The organism is Pseudomonadota bacterium, assembly GCA_022572885.1.
Taxonomy (GTDB): domain Bacteria; phylum Pseudomonadota; class Gammaproteobacteria; order Steroidobacterales; family MnTg04; genus MnTg04.
The window spans coordinates 25,628-39,192 of record JACZVC010000012.1 but is presented as its reverse complement, the minus strand read 5'-3'; the positions used below and the strand labels follow the sequence as shown (position 1 = coordinate 39,192).

Sequence of the window (13,565 nt, the reverse complement as noted above, 5' to 3'; positions counted from 1 at the left end):
CCATGCTGAGCCATATCAGAATTCGCAACTTCGCCATCATCGACGAAGCAGAACTGGAACTGAGTCCGGGAATGACCGTACTGACCGGTGAGACCGGCGCCGGGAAATCCATCCTGGTCGGCGCGTTGGGGCTGGTGCTCGGTGACCGCGCAGACAGCGCCACGGTTCGCCATGGCGCCGAGCGAGCCGAGATTACCGCAAGTTTTGAAATCGACCCTGACTCGCCTGCGCTCGCCTGGCTGCGCGAGCAAGCCCTGGATTCAGAGGATGAATGCGTATTGCGGCGGGTCATCAGCCGTGAAGGCCGCTCGAAGTCCTTTATCAACGGTCAATCGGTCCCGCTGCGCTCGCTGACCGAACTCGGCGAGCAACTGGTCGATATTCATGGCCAGCACGCGCATCAGTCGCTGCTCCGCAAACCGACCCAGATGGAACTGCTGGATACCCATGGCGGTCATGCGGACCTTGGCCAGGATGTCGAGCGCTCCCACCGCAACTGGCAGTCACTGGCGGCGGACCTGAACTCAGTACAGGATCAGCAAAAGGACCGTGAAGCGCGGCTGGACCTGTTGCGATACCAGGTCCGCGAACTCGATGCGCTGGCGCTGCAAGACGGTGAACTGGAGCAACTCGAGCTTGAGCGAAAAAAACTGGCGCATTCGGGCATGCTGATGGAAAGGGCCCAGCAGGCACTGCAATTTCTGTACGAGAACGACAATGGATCTGCGCAGTCTTTGGTGTCCCAGGCCGCCAGCGCGGTCGGCGGTGCGGTGGAACTCGATCCGTCGCTCAAAGCGACGCTGGAGATGATCGGCGAAGCGGACATCCGGATTTCAGAAGCGGCCGAAGACCTGCGCCGTTATCTCGATGGCATGGAAATCGACCCCGAGCGGCAGCGGCAGGTGGAATCCAGGCTCGACAGCGCGCATGAACTGGCGCGCAAGCACAAGCTGGAACCCCATCGGCTACTGGCGCACCTGGCAACGATGCAGACCGAGTTGGAAAACCTGGAGAATGCCGAAAGCCGGCTTGAAAAACTGACCGTAGACGTCACCCGGGCGAAAAGCAATTACCTGGAGTTTGCCAAAAAGCTTTCCGCAATCAGGGTTCGCAACGCCACCAGGCTCAGCAGCGAAGTCAGCGCGGTGATGCAAAAACTCGGCATGCCCGGCGGACGCTTTGTTTGCCAGGTAACGGAAGTCGCTGAATCGAATTATTCGGCCAAAGGCCTGGATGACATCGAGTTCCTGGTCGCCGCCAACCCGGGACAACCGGAACAAGCGATCGGCAAAGTAGCGTCAGGCGGCGAGCTATCCCGTATCAGCCTGGCCGTCCAGGTGATTCTTGCCGATAGCAGCCAGGTCCCCAGCCTGGTGTTCGATGAGGTCGATAGCGGTATCGGGGGCGGTGTTGCGGAAATTGTCGGGCGGCACCTGCGCGAACTCGGCGGGCGTTACCAGGTGATGTGCGTAACTCATCTCCCGCAGGTTGCGAGCCAGTCCCATCAGCACCTGCGCATCATGAAAATTACCGATGGCAAAACCACGCGAACGGCGCTCAGCCATCTTGAAGGCGAAGAAAAAGTCGAAGAACTCGCACGCATGCTCGGCGGCGTGGATATCACGACCAAGACCAGGGAACACGCGCGGGAAATGATTGCCCGGACCGCAAGCAGATAAGCAATTAATTCTCGTCGGTCCGGTGCGGGCAGTCCGGGTTCAGGCAGCGACCGTAAAGAATCATCGAGTGCGCGACCAGGCTGAACCCGTGTTCCTTCGCGATCTCCTCCTGCCGGCTTTCGATAACCGGGTTCATGAATTCTTCGATGCGGCCACAATCGTTGCACACGATATGATCGTGATGAACGCCCGTATCCAGTTCAAAAACAGAATGACCACCATCGAAATTATGCCGCGACACAAGACCGGCCGTCTGGAACTGGGTGAGAACCCGATAGACTGTCGCCAGGCCGATATCCTCGCCCGACTCCAGCAGCGACTTGTAGATATCCTCGGCGCTCATATGGCGCTGGTCGCTGCTTTCCAGGATGTTCAATATCCGCATCCGCGGCTGCGTTACCTTGAGTCCCGCTTTTCTCAGTTCGCTGCGTTCCATCGAATTTCCCGCCGGCAAGCCTGTCTGATACGCTATGATGCCACGCCTGCCGGCTTGCGGCAGGCTGCTGCCAACAAAAATTGTACGCTAAACACGAGCCGACCCGTACATGAATGCGCCAAAAAACCAATATAATTATAGTCCACTGGTTCGCCGATTGAACCTGGTTGCAGCGATGCTGGTCGCTGCCGCCTTGGCCGGCGGCTGCGTCTATCGCATCAACATTCAGCAGGGCAATCTGCTGGATGCGGATCTCATCGAACAAGTCGAAATCGGAATGACCCGCCTGCAAGTCCGGTTTTTGCTGGGTACGCCACTGGTCAACAATCCTTTCGATAAGGATCGCTGGGATTATTATTACTATTTCAAGGAGGGGAAAACCCGCGAAAAAACCACCCATCATTTTGTGGTTTTCTTTGATGGCGACCAGGTTAGCCGTTTTGACAGGATTGCCGGGGAGCCTTCGACCGACGAAGCATCAGGCTACTGATCGGTTTTCCTGGCCTTGCCCATGGTTTTGCCCTGCGCGGCCAGTTGCCGCCGAATCTCCCGCGGGTCCGCTTTCAACGGTCGGTAAATTTCGATGCGCTCACCGTCGGCGAGCCGGTGATCCAGCTTCGCCCGTTTGCCAAAAATCCCCACGACCAGCTTTCCAGGATCGATTTCCGTGAATTTTTGCGCTATCCGGGACAACGCGATGGCCTTTTCGATAGTCGTGCCGACGGGCACGTTGAGGGGCACGATCAATTGCTTTCCCGGCCTCGCGTAGGCAACTTCGATATCGATGTATTCAGGCATAGACAGACTCAGCCCGTCTTGAGAAGGCATCAACCAGAGTATTGCCGATATCTTCAAATAACGGGCTCAGAATCATCGACATCAGCGGGCTGGTAAATTCAAACTGGAGATCGAGTTCGACCTTGCAGGCATCGTCGCGGAGTTCCGCAAAGGTCCAGTTCCCTTCGAACATGCTGAATGGCCCTTCTTCCAGCACCATATAAATACCCGAGTAAGGCTCTATCCGGTTGGTGGTGGTAAAACTTTTGCGAAATGTGCCCTTGCTGACTTCCAGCCTGGCCAGCACCCGGCCGGGCTCACGAGTCAGCACTTCGGAATCGCTGCACCACGGCAAAAATTCCGGGTACCGCGGGACATCGTCCACCAACGAGAACATTTGCCGGGCGCTAAACGGCACCAGCGCACTTCGGCGGATTCGTTTCACGCCGTGACTAATCTCCGATCTTTGACAGGTAGTCCGAAACTATGCCGCCGCTCGCCGCCTCGATCAACACCAGGATCACCGCAACCGGCGCGACATAGCGCGCCAGGAAGCGCCAGCCTTTGTACATCGCTCCGGTCCCGCAGTTCAGTTCATCGCTGGTCGAATTCCTGCACATCACCCAGCCGGCGAATATCGTGATCATCAAACCACCGAGCGGCAGCGCAACATTGCTGATCAGGTAATCGAGGTTGTCGAAAAAAGTCCCTTGAAAGAATGTCTTGTCTTGCCACAGGTTCCACGAAAACACCGTGCCAAAACCGATTACCCAGGTAAATCCGCCGAGTATGCCGGCAGCTACGCCTCTTTTGATGCCCTTGCTCTCCGACATCCAGGCGACTGCCGGCTCGATCATGCCGATCGATGAGGTCCAGGCGGCGAAACTCAGCAATATGAAAAACAGCGTGCCGAAAAACACGCCGCCAGGCATCTGCCCAAAAGCCAGCGGGAGGGTCTGGAAGATCAGCCCGGGCCCGGCATCCGACTCGAGGCCGTTCGCAAAAACCACCGGAAAAATAATCAGGCCTGCCAGCAAGGCGATCCCCGTGTCTGCCAGCACCACGATCACCGAGGTACTGGTGATCGATGTACCTTCCGGCAAATAAGCGCCATAGGCCATCACCGCGCCCATCCCCAGGCTCAGCGTGAAGAAGGCGTGGCCCAGTGCAACCAGCACGCCGGAAGGTGTCAGCGCGCTGAAATTCGGCCGGAACATGAACTCGACGGCCTGACCGAAGTAACCGGAGTTCATGCTGAACACCAGCAATATCAGCAGTAAAACAAGCAAGGCCGGCATCAGGATTTTCACCAGCCGCTCCAGACCTCTTTGCACACCCTGCGCAACGACAGCTACCGTGATTACAATAAAAACCGTGTGCCAGAAAGCCGAGAGTTTCCAGCTACCCGATAGCTGTTCGAATATCGACTTGACCTGACTCGCATCGGCATCGACAAAGGTGCCGCCAGCCGTCGAAAAAACATAGGACATCGCCCAACCGGCAATGACGCTGTAAAAAGAAAGAATCAACACGCCTGCGATGATCCCCATGATGCCGACCAGGGCCCAGTTGCGGCTGCCGCCCTCCTCTTCGCCGACTATCCTCATCGTCGTGACCGGGTTGCGCCGGCCACGCCGGCCGATCAGGATCTCGGACATCATGATCGGCAGACCGACCATAAAAACGCAGAGCAGGTAAATCAGGACAAAGGCCCCACCACCGTTTTCACCGGCGATATAGGGAAACTTCCAGATATTCCCCAGACCGACCGCCGAGCCGGTAACCGCGAGAATAAAGGCCATGCGCGTCGACCACTGGCCCTGCAGGGATTGACGCTTTACGGTGGCAGCCATTTGATTATTCATGTTTTATCCAACCTACCGCGAAAGCCGCGATTCTGGATGAAATTTATTCTACAGACAACTGGCAGATGATTTTGTCCACTGGACAAATTGCATGCAAAGCAACATTTTCCGGCCACTCCCCGGTAGAATGCGCGCGAACAGGACTTCGAAATCATGGCAGCAAGAAAAAAAAAGCGAGGTACGGCCTCGAACGTCATTGTGACCAACCGCAAGGCGCGGCACGATTTCTTTATCGAAGAGAACCTCGAGGCCGGACTGGCGCTACAGGGCTGGGAGGCGAAAAGCCTCAGGGCCGGCCGTGCCCAGCTCAAGGAAAGCTACGTGGTCATCAAAGATGCCGAGGCGTGGTTGCTGGGCGCGCACTTTTCCCCGTTGAGTTCCGCATCGACCCACGTCAAGGCCGACCCGACGCGGAACCGGAAATTGCTGCTCCACCGCCGCGAACTCGACCGCCTGATTGGTTCGGTCGAGCGCAAAGGCTATACGCTGATCCCGCTGAGCCTCTACTGGAAAAAAGGCCGCGCCAAGCTCGACCTGGGCCTGGCCAAGGGCAAGAAACAGCACGACAAGCGCGCCACGGACAAAGACCGAGACTGGAAGCGGCAAAAAGAACGCATCCTGAAGCACAGCTAATCGATCTCAAATTTTGCGCCGCAGACCCCATTTCAGGCACGGCAAAGGTGTAGTATAGACACTCTGGGGGCGACCTGGCTTCGACGTGGGTAGCGAACCTCCGGGTGCATGCCGAGGTGCAGGGTTCCTCGTTAATCCAACTGCAAACTGTATAGTTGCAAACGACAACAACTACGCACTAGCGGCTTAAATCCCGCTAGCGTCCGCGACAATATTTTCTTGTGGATATGTTTCGGGCGTCACCTTACACAAGATCGCGACTGGAATTTGTTCAGGGTTCCAGCGTTAACAAGTTCTGAACTGGTTTCCGGTTTTCCCTGCCCGTCGGGTAGCCGGCAATAAGATCAATAGACTGGATAAGCATGTAGATCCCTGAGCAGAGTGCTTGCGGACGCGGGTTCGATTCCCGCCGCCTCCACCAATAAAAGATTCAAAGCCGTCCCAGGACGGCTTTTTTCTTATCTATTATCAGTAAGTTATCTGGATTTTTCGTCCGTCTAATACCAATAACATCCGTTGACATCCGGGGGCAACTGGGGGCAACATTAGGGGCAAGTATGCTATCACCTTAATGAGTTGCCCCCAATGTCGTTGACAGATACCGCTATCCGTAACGCAAAACCCGGCACTAAGATCAAAAGGATGTATGACAGTGGCGGGTTATATCTGGAAGTTTCTCCTAGCGGAGGCAAATGGTGGCGGCTAAAGTACCGTTTTGGGGGCAAGGAAAAGCGACTGTCGCTTGGCGTTTACCCCGAGGTGTCGTTGAAAGACGCTCGTGGGCGGCGTGACGAGGCGCGGAAACTGCTGGCCAATGATGTCGATCCTAGCGAGCATCGCAAGGCCCAGAAGGCCGCGAAAGGACAACGGGCAGCAAACAGCTTCGAGGTAGTTGCTCGGGAATGGTTCGCCAAGCACTCCCCCAACTGGTCAGCGAGTCATGCGGACCGGATCATTCGCCGACTTGAGCGGGACATATTTCCCTGGATAGGGGGCAAGCCCATTGCCGATATCACCGCGCCTCAATTACTGGAGGTTATTCAGCGAATTGAGCAACGTGGTGCACTGGAAACCGCCCATCGGGGCTTGGGCAACTGTGGCCAGGTATTTCGCTATGCCATCGCCACCGGACGTGCCGAACGAGACCCATCTGGGGACCTTCGTGGTGCACTTCCACCGACTAAGGGTAAACACTTTGCATCCGTTACCGAGCCAAAACAGGTCGCTGAGGTGCTCCGAGCACTGGACGGCTACGAAGGTACCCTTACCGTGCGCTGCGCCCTCCGTCTTGCTCCTTTGGTCTTTGTGCGGCCCGGCGAATTGCGCCATGCGGAATGGGCAGACATCGACCTGGACGAGGCAGAATGGCGATTCACTGTCACCAAGACTGATACCCAGCATATCGTTCCCCTCTCCCGCCAGGCCGTTAGCATCCTGTGCGAACTGCACCCTCTCACCGGACTTGGGCGCTATGTCTTTCCCGGAGCACGAAGCACAGCGCGACCCATGAGCGAGAACGCGATCCTTGCTGCCATGCGACGCATGGGTATTAGCAAGCAAGAAATGAGCGGCCATGGCTTCCGGGCAATGGCCAGGACCATCCTAGATGAAGTGCTGGGCTTCCGTCCTGACTACATTGAACATCAACTCGCCCATGCGGTTCGTGACCCCAACGGACGAGCCTACAACCGCACCATTCATCTGCCCCAACGACGTGAAATGATGCAGGATTGGGCAGATCACCTGGACAAGCTGAAAGCAGGCGCGGCTCCCTCACAAGGGCAGGCACACAAAGGGGGACAGAATGTTTAAGTCACCGTGGGCAAGCTTTGATGAAGCCTTGAAGCTAATTTTAATGAGCACTACCATTAATCCATTATGTTTGGTCCCGTTCCAAAAGGCGCGCAAGCATTCGGTGGACTACTTCGACCCTCAGACTGATGGCGGCAACGTAACAGTTGGAAGGTTCGGTAAGGCATCACAAGCCGGATAGTTAAGTTAAGCCAGGGCTAGGTTAGCTACCGAAAAGCCGGAAACCTTCACCGGTCTGCCCAGGCTTTCTATGAAGGGCGTTAGAAGGAACGCTTAAACACAATGGGCGGAAAAGACAGCCGGGGGCGTCTCGATTCAAGCGATGAGTTGTGTTGGTATGAAAATTCGAACCTTTCCGATTGGCTTGGTCACGATACATGGCCGTGGCAATTGGGACTTCTTTTGATTTGCAATATTGATAAGACAAACTCCGCTTATTCAGATTTATGGTATAGCACCGCACTCACTGATTTGGAGCAGATTTTTTGTGAAAATTTCGTTTACGTGGCTCTATTATCCGAGGATCCGATCTTTCATCTCCGCCCTATAAGAGATCCGAGTGCCTCTGAAGTTGATGCTGACATCAAGCGTCTGTTAGCACTCAAAAGAGAATTTGGGCGAGACGACCTAGAAATTCATTCCGACGATGTCCAGGTGCGTATGTCGAATCGCCATTGTGCTTTCATGGCACTGCGTCATGCTCACGACATTTTCATGAGTAATCCGAAGCATGAAGCAAACGATAAATTTGAGCCCCGGTATTTTTTGAGCTGGGCAGCATTAAAGGGAATTGATATTCCGTGGCTTGAGTGGGCGAAAAGCAATGACTTTGTGACCAATCCACCGGAAAAGACTCCTTTGGCCAAGACAAAGAAAGAGTCCAGCGCAACTAAAAGCGAGCAGGTATTGGAGTTGAGGGAAGCCGCGTTAAAAGAAGCAATCCACCGTAGATATATCGGAATTGATCGAGAGTATGTGACCGTTTTAAGCATTTGCTCAGAACTCTTAGCGTCCGGAAAATTCTCGAATGGTGATTCCTTTACTTCGAGATGGACAACGGTCGAAGGCATGCGCCATTACTTGAAAGGCAAGCACAAACCAACCTCAGATAAAACATTCCTGGAAGCGAAACCAACAAAAAAAGGTCAATTCAACCCATAAAAAGTTCATTTGATTAAGCTGAAATAGTGAGGTGGTGAGATGGTGAGATGGTGAGATGGTGAGATGGTGAGATTTGACCCCATGCTGTCGTTTAAGACCCACGCAACATACTGTTTTATCTAAGTTTCTATTTTACTCAATAACTTGACGATTTGATCCGCACCAGGTCCTGTTAAGGATCATTTTTCGCTTAATAGGATACGATCATGTCTGGAAAAATTGTTTGGCGACTTCACGAAGTTTTATCTCACACAGGACTTTCCAGGTCGTCTGTTTATCAGAAAATGTCTCTGGGACAATTTCCACGGCAATTCCGTTTGGGTGACCGTGCGGTCGGTTGGGATTCCGATAGTGTGGAGGCTTGGATTCAATCCAAAATAGACGCGTCCCGTCCAGGTGACGAGTCATGATCATCCAACTTGACCCAAAAACCCGAATTGTTGGCACGAAATGGGTTTGGGAACTGCAAAAACCGCGAATGCGTGATAGGGAGCAGTCCTGGCAACCTTACCGATGGTTCAATTCATTTGGCAACGCGCTGGAGGACGGTGTCCACCGCGATATCAGGCTGCATCCGGCAAATACCTTGTCTAATGCTATTGAAGCCGTATCCAGCCTTGTCCAACGCTATGAACAGTTGATTTCATCTAGCTTTCGACCAGTAAAATGAAGGGCGATGACCACGAGGCGCCTCCCCCTACGGAGGAGCCTGTTAATGGTGGTGGCGAGATATCTGGACGGTGTATTACTGTGCCTAATGGCGAATATGAGCTTCGATATCTCTACTATGAAACAGCTATGTATTTTGGTAACCCCAAGGTCATCGTGCATTGTGCGATTGTGGCGCCTGATGACTGCGCCAGTCTCCTCGTCGATCGCTTTTACAACGTCCAGCGATTAATTGGGCCGCCACGCAAATATGGAAACTATGTCGCTAGTAGAAACTGTCACCTAGTTCGCGAATTCAGGCAAGTAATCGGAGAGGCGAGTCGGCGAGATCGTATATCCTTCAAGACGCTTAAAGGAAAACGCCTCATGGGCGAATTAGAGGTGGTCACCTGGGATTACCAAAACAATCCTCTACCCGAAGAAAATCAATACAGCCGAATTGCAAAGCTTGTCCGAGTTCTTCCAGACGATGATTGGTGACCCAAATAAATTGCCAAGCGAATCCTCTGTATACCTTGCTGTATATAACGTACACCCCTACCTAAGTAGGGGGGGTTAGGATAGGAAAGGTTAGGCAAGGTTGGGTTGGGTATTGCTCTATTCCTTATTCCAAATCTCCGGATTATTCATTCAAATGTGAAGCTCAATTGCATGGGCATCCTGAAACCCACGGCCCCTAATCTCTTACCTACAATAATAACCGTACAAACATAGTCTGTTAGGGATGGCTAGAACAGCGATTGCAAAAGTCGCCCTTACCTTCTCGCCCTTACTTCGGTATGTCTAAGACACTAATTAGAAATCGACCTACGTCGGTGTCTTCAAGATTTTCCTTTGTCATCCGACTTGCAATCTGCCAATTGTGTTGAGTTTTGTTCCACGCATTTGAGCTAGATTTCAGATTCTCGAAATCTCCCAACGCTGAAAAGTTCTCACCGCAAGCCGCCTTCACTGCCTCGTCTGTGAAGTAGTTCTCCGTCGCTCTGCGCTCTGTAAGATGGACGGTAATATTGAGGTTCTCGCATGATTTTTTGAATTCGTTCCGATTTTTCGATGGCGCCTTGCCTTTCCCTTTACGCTCACTGTCGACGATAGCGAAGACCTTTGGTGTGATCCTCGTTAATTCTCCCAATTCAATCTCTCTTCCACCGCATACCATTGCATCTCCGCCGAGAGGTATCACGACAACACTTGCTTCTTTCTTGAGTTTCCGAAGAAATTGTTGGAACGTCTTTACGTCTGTCACTCCCTCTACAAGCAGAATGGATTCACAACCCAGTTCCTTGAATGCAGAGAACGACATCTCTCCGACGAATTCCGCGTAATTTGGCGTTTGTTCAAAACTAGAAACAATCGGTACTCGCCCTGGCCCTAATCGAAATGAATAAATACTCTCAGCAGTTGACCTCGCCAGTCCTACGGAGTGAGTTGCAAAAATGATATTTCCATCTGCATACCGCGCCAAAGCTGAAAGGAATGATATTTGAAGCGACGGATGCAGATTTAATTCCGGCTCGTCGATCATTATCAGAGGAGGTTTCGATATCGCAGCATTCCCAAATATTATTATGAATTGAGCCAATCCAGACCCTAACTCCGCCAGTCTGTATGGTTGACTGTCGATATTTACCCGTAGTTCTTTTCTATCGCTTGATGCGTTTACCTCAAATTTTTCAAAAGCGAACAATGATTTTATGTCCTCCGTAACATTTTCAATTACCTTCGCTTGCGATATCCTTCCACCTCCTTTCCAAGTATTCCACGTTTCTATAAAACTACTACCAACGGTTATTCCATAGTACGTTCCTGATCCTTCGTTGATTGCATTTCGGAACGGCGGAATATAGAGACATCGATTAAGCTGAGACAGTAACTCTAATATCGACGAAAAGTCGTATTGCGTATTTCCCCAGACGGCTAAAGCTTGGTTTGGATCTGAGGTCCATATTGGGTGCTTTCTATTGGATGAGGCAGAATCAACTTGCTTACGCTTAGCGCCATACAAGAATTGCATTTTCCAATTGGTTGGGCTTGCCCGCTCTGCAAAACCCGACACACCGACGATCGGTTGTGTGCCGGGCACAACTGGTTCCGTCTCTAATAGTTCAATTTTGAATGAAAGTCCATCTGAATTTGAATTGCAAAATAGCTCCAACGGATCACTGACATCACGATAAGTTACCCCTATCATTTCACCTCTTAGCGCGGTCCCAATAGCCCCACTTTGAGGGACAAATTGTCCCCAAAGGTCTTTTAGCTCATGTGTAAACTTCAATATTGTAGACTTGCCAGAGTTATTAGGCCCGACTAATGCCGTAAAACCTCTTCGTAAATCGATGGATACGGGTACATCATTTCTGAAACACCGGTAATTCTTAAGGGTTAGCCGAAAATCGCGCATTTCAAATTCTGCTCTAACTGAAAAACCAGTTGATTATATCGTCAAGGCTATGTATCACCATCAAATCGCTTGGGATTAACTACGCCAAAATGCGACTGGTGTCACTATCTTAAAAATCGGGAGCTAACGCGCAGCGGAAATGGCGCACTTTAAGGCCCTTTTTGTAGCCATTCCGGCCATTATTCCGTCCTTTGCGTGTTTTTTGCCCGGATGAGTCACGTCCGTCTAGTCACACTTGTCACTAATTTTTGTTGTCAAAGTCCTATGTGGCACATCACGGCCAAAAAGCCCGCCAAGCGAAGGCCCGGCCTTCTGAGCGAATCTAGCCAATGGCACAGAAACAACGCTATGGCGCGGTTTACGCACTCCCCCAGGCCAGGATCCACTGGCGTTGTTCTTCAGTTTCCGGCGTTGTTGTCTGATAGGCGGATTTTTCGCATTTTGTCCAAAATCCCTGCAATTTAGCGAGTCCTTGCGGACCGCTCCCATGTTTTTCTGCAAGATAACAACCGACAACCAGACCTGTACGGCCTATTCCACCCAGGCAGTGGATGTATACGACATGGCGTGCACACAAAGCCTCTGTAATGGTGTTCAGGAGCTGTTGTAGGTCATCCTGGTGCGGAGGTACCCCCCCGTCTCGTATGGGAAAGCGCCGATAACAGACATCGATAGCCCGATCTTCTGCAAGCCCTTCCAAGTCCGGTTCGTACGGGCGTATTTCTCCCGCTTCGGTGAGATCAATAAAGTATGTGACACCTGACTCAAGAAACCTGACCAGCTTGGACTTTGACAGGTGCTCAGAACGCATCCCCGGGTATTCGCCGGCCAGAAGTGAGCCAGATTCTACCCAGTATGAATTCGGAATTGGTGTATGCAGGGCTGCGCCTCACGTCCGCTTTCGGCCAGGAGCAGCCGCCTGATCATACCCAGCGATATAACTGGTACAGGCTCTGATAGTCTTCCTCGAAGAACCACTCGAAGCACTCTTCGACGCGTTCAGTCGCCCACGCCGTGAAACCGAACTCGTCGCCAATGGCATGAGGATCAAGAACTGTGATGTTTGAGAACTCTGGTGGATCTTTCATCCCCACTGAATACCAAGGTTCGTACTTATCTACCTTGAACCGCTCGTCTGGCTCTGCGTCTACATCAATACAAGAACCTGCAATTATTGCGGACACCCAGAGCGTACACCCATCATTTTGGTTTGTGACCGCGATAGTCGGTGACGCTTTCATGGCCCATTCTGCTTGGTTCGCCTCATACCGCCAGTCAATGCTTCTGAAGACATTAATGAACTCTGGATATTTTACCGGACCAAGATCCTCCACGTCATCAGGTTCATGCGTTGGGCGTTGCCTTGAACAGGTGAATACTAGCTTCGTTGTATGATCGCTGCTCACAAGCATAATGTATCAATTGGCGCCACTTGGGACAATAATGAAGTGAATAAGTCTGAACAACTACTTGCGCTCGCGAAATTGCGTCAATCCAAAATCTATGAGGGCTATACAGGTATTGGTGATTACTGGGACGGTGTGTATGAGTGCGATCACGTATCGCCATATACCAAAACAGCCGGTAACGTTGACGCTGAAGTGATGTTCATTCTCAAAGATTGGAGCTCAGATGAACAGCTCAGCGGCCCAGTTGGTGAGCACGGCAGGGATAGCATTGAGTTCGGATATGATCCGAGCGTGCGGACAAATAAGAATCTCAGGGCTCTTTTGAAGGTCCACTTTGGCCTCTCCTTGCAGGACACCTTTGGAACCAACCTTTTTCCTTTCATTAAGAAGGGTGCAATGAATGCATCAATTCCGATGAGAGATTTGACTGCCGCCGCCGTTGAGTTCGCCATTCCTCAGATAGAAGTGGTGTCGCCCAAAGTTGTAATATGCCTTGGCAAAGACGTAATTAATGCCATCCGCAAAGGCATTGGTATGGATAGAGTCGATTACTTAACTCAAGCAATCGATTCGCCATTTAGCCATGGTGAAGTCAGAATCTGGGCGCAATCTCACCCAAGTCAGCAAGGAACTAATAATCGTAATCGCATTGGTAGCGTGTCGGACGATTGGTCAAGAATGTCCGAAGAAGCAAGAATAAATTTGCAGATATAGAAAACCTAT

The 13,565-nt window shown here is 52.0% G+C and carries 16 protein-coding genes and 1 other RNA gene; 10 read left to right on the top strand and 7 right to left on the bottom strand.

Annotated elements, in window-relative coordinates; genetic code table 11:
* Positions 1–2: 2 nt before the first annotated feature.
* The gene (gene recN / locus IIA05_06190; protein MCH9026691.1) at positions 3–1,679 is read left to right on the top strand and encodes a DNA repair protein RecN; all 1,677 of its coding nucleotides are present in this window, start codon (positions 3–5) and stop codon (positions 1,677–1,679) included.
* Between the two features lie 4 nt (positions 1,680–1,683).
* Here the strand turns inward: recN and fur are convergent, their stop codons facing one another.
* Positions 1,684–2,115, bottom strand: a complete 432-nt coding sequence (fur, locus tag IIA05_06185) for a ferric iron uptake transcriptional regulator (protein ID MCH9026690.1) — start codon at positions 2,113–2,115, stop codon at positions 1,684–1,686.
* Between the two features lie 157 nt (positions 2,116–2,272).
* Between fur and IIA05_06180 the strand changes: the two genes are divergently transcribed.
* Positions 2,273–2,605 (top strand): outer membrane protein assembly factor BamE, encoded by a 333-nt coding sequence (locus IIA05_06180; GenBank protein ID MCH9026689.1) that lies wholly within the window; start codon positions 2,273–2,275, stop codon positions 2,603–2,605.
* On the opposite strand, the gene IIA05_06175 is transcribed toward IIA05_06180, so the two are convergent.
* The 3 genes from IIA05_06175 to IIA05_06165 are packed head-to-tail and all read right to left on the bottom strand — an operon-like array spanning position 2,599 to position 4,745.
* Positions 2,599–2,913: an RnfH family protein gene (locus tag IIA05_06175; protein MCH9026688.1), complete on the bottom strand. Its 315-nt coding sequence runs from the start codon at positions 2,911–2,913 to the stop codon at positions 2,599–2,601. The two genes, IIA05_06180 and IIA05_06175, sit on opposite strands and share 7 nt — an antisense overlap.
* Positions 2,906–3,337 (bottom strand): type II toxin-antitoxin system RatA family toxin, encoded by a 432-nt coding sequence (locus IIA05_06170; GenBank protein ID MCH9026687.1) that lies wholly within the window; start codon positions 3,335–3,337, stop codon positions 2,906–2,908. Before IIA05_06170 ends, IIA05_06175 begins: the two co-directional genes overlap by 8 nt.
* Positions 3,338–3,344: 7 nt before the next feature.
* The gene (locus tag IIA05_06165) at positions 3,345–4,745 is read right to left on the bottom strand and encodes a sodium-dependent transporter (GenBank protein MCH9026686.1); all 1,401 of its coding nucleotides are present in this window, start codon (positions 4,743–4,745) and stop codon (positions 3,345–3,347) included.
* Positions 4,746–4,910: 165 nt separating this feature from the next.
* On the opposite strand from IIA05_06165, the gene smpB reads away from it, so the two are divergent.
* From smpB to IIA05_06130, 7 genes are all read left to right on the top strand, one after another.
* Entirely contained in the window at positions 4,911–5,390 is a 480-nt protein-coding gene (gene smpB, locus IIA05_06160) for an SsrA-binding protein SmpB (protein ID MCH9026685.1), read from the top strand.
* Positions 5,391–5,455: 65 nt separating this feature from the next.
* Positions 5,456–5,811: a transfer-messenger RNA gene (ssrA, locus tag IIA05_06155) on the top strand.
* A gap of 164 nt (positions 5,812–5,975) precedes the next feature.
* Positions 5,976–7,202, top strand: a complete 1,227-nt coding sequence (locus IIA05_06150) for an integrase arm-type DNA-binding domain-containing protein (GenBank protein ID MCH9026684.1) — start codon at positions 5,976–5,978, stop codon at positions 7,200–7,202.
* A 282-nt stretch (positions 7,203–7,484) separates the two neighbouring features.
* Positions 7,485–8,363 carry a hypothetical protein gene (locus tag IIA05_06145; GenBank protein MCH9026683.1) on the top strand — a complete coding sequence of 293 codons (879 nt, stop codon included), beginning with the start codon at positions 7,485–7,487 and terminating at the stop codon, positions 8,361–8,363.
* A 206-nt stretch (positions 8,364–8,569) separates the two neighbouring features.
* Positions 8,570–8,773 (top strand): AlpA family transcriptional regulator, encoded by a 204-nt coding sequence (locus IIA05_06140; GenBank protein MCH9026682.1) that lies wholly within the window; start codon positions 8,570–8,572, stop codon positions 8,771–8,773.
* Positions 8,770–9,033, top strand: a complete 264-nt coding sequence (locus IIA05_06135; GenBank protein ID MCH9026681.1) for a hypothetical protein — start codon at positions 8,770–8,772, stop codon at positions 9,031–9,033. The genes IIA05_06140 and IIA05_06135 overlap by 4 nt, the downstream gene beginning before the upstream one ends.
* Before the next feature lie 80 nt (positions 9,034–9,113).
* Complete coding sequence (locus tag IIA05_06130) at positions 9,114–9,512, top strand: hypothetical protein (GenBank protein MCH9026680.1); 399 nt, start codon at positions 9,114–9,116, stop codon at positions 9,510–9,512.
* A gap of 289 nt (positions 9,513–9,801) precedes the next feature.
* On the opposite strand, the gene IIA05_06125 is transcribed toward IIA05_06130, so the two are convergent.
* From IIA05_06125 to IIA05_06115, 3 genes are all read right to left on the bottom strand, one after another.
* Positions 9,802–11,433 (bottom strand): AAA family ATPase, encoded by a 1,632-nt coding sequence (locus IIA05_06125; protein MCH9026679.1) that lies wholly within the window; start codon positions 11,431–11,433, stop codon positions 9,802–9,804.
* Positions 11,434–11,791: 358 nt separating this feature from the next.
* On the bottom strand, positions 11,792–12,244 hold the full coding sequence (locus tag IIA05_06120; protein MCH9026678.1) for a dual specificity protein phosphatase family protein: 453 nt from the start codon (positions 12,242–12,244) through the stop codon (positions 11,792–11,794).
* 112 nt (positions 12,245–12,356) lie between these two features.
* Entirely contained in the window at positions 12,357–12,767 is a 411-nt protein-coding gene (locus tag IIA05_06115) for a hypothetical protein (GenBank protein MCH9026677.1), read from the bottom strand.
* 114 nt (positions 12,768–12,881) lie between these two features.
* Here IIA05_06115 and IIA05_06110 point away from each other — a divergent pair, with 114 nt between their 5' ends.
* Positions 12,882–13,556 carry a hypothetical protein gene (locus IIA05_06110; GenBank protein ID MCH9026676.1) on the top strand — a complete coding sequence of 225 codons (675 nt, stop codon included), beginning with the start codon at positions 12,882–12,884 and terminating at the stop codon, positions 13,554–13,556.
* The last annotated feature ends 9 nt before the right edge of the window (positions 13,557–13,565 follow it).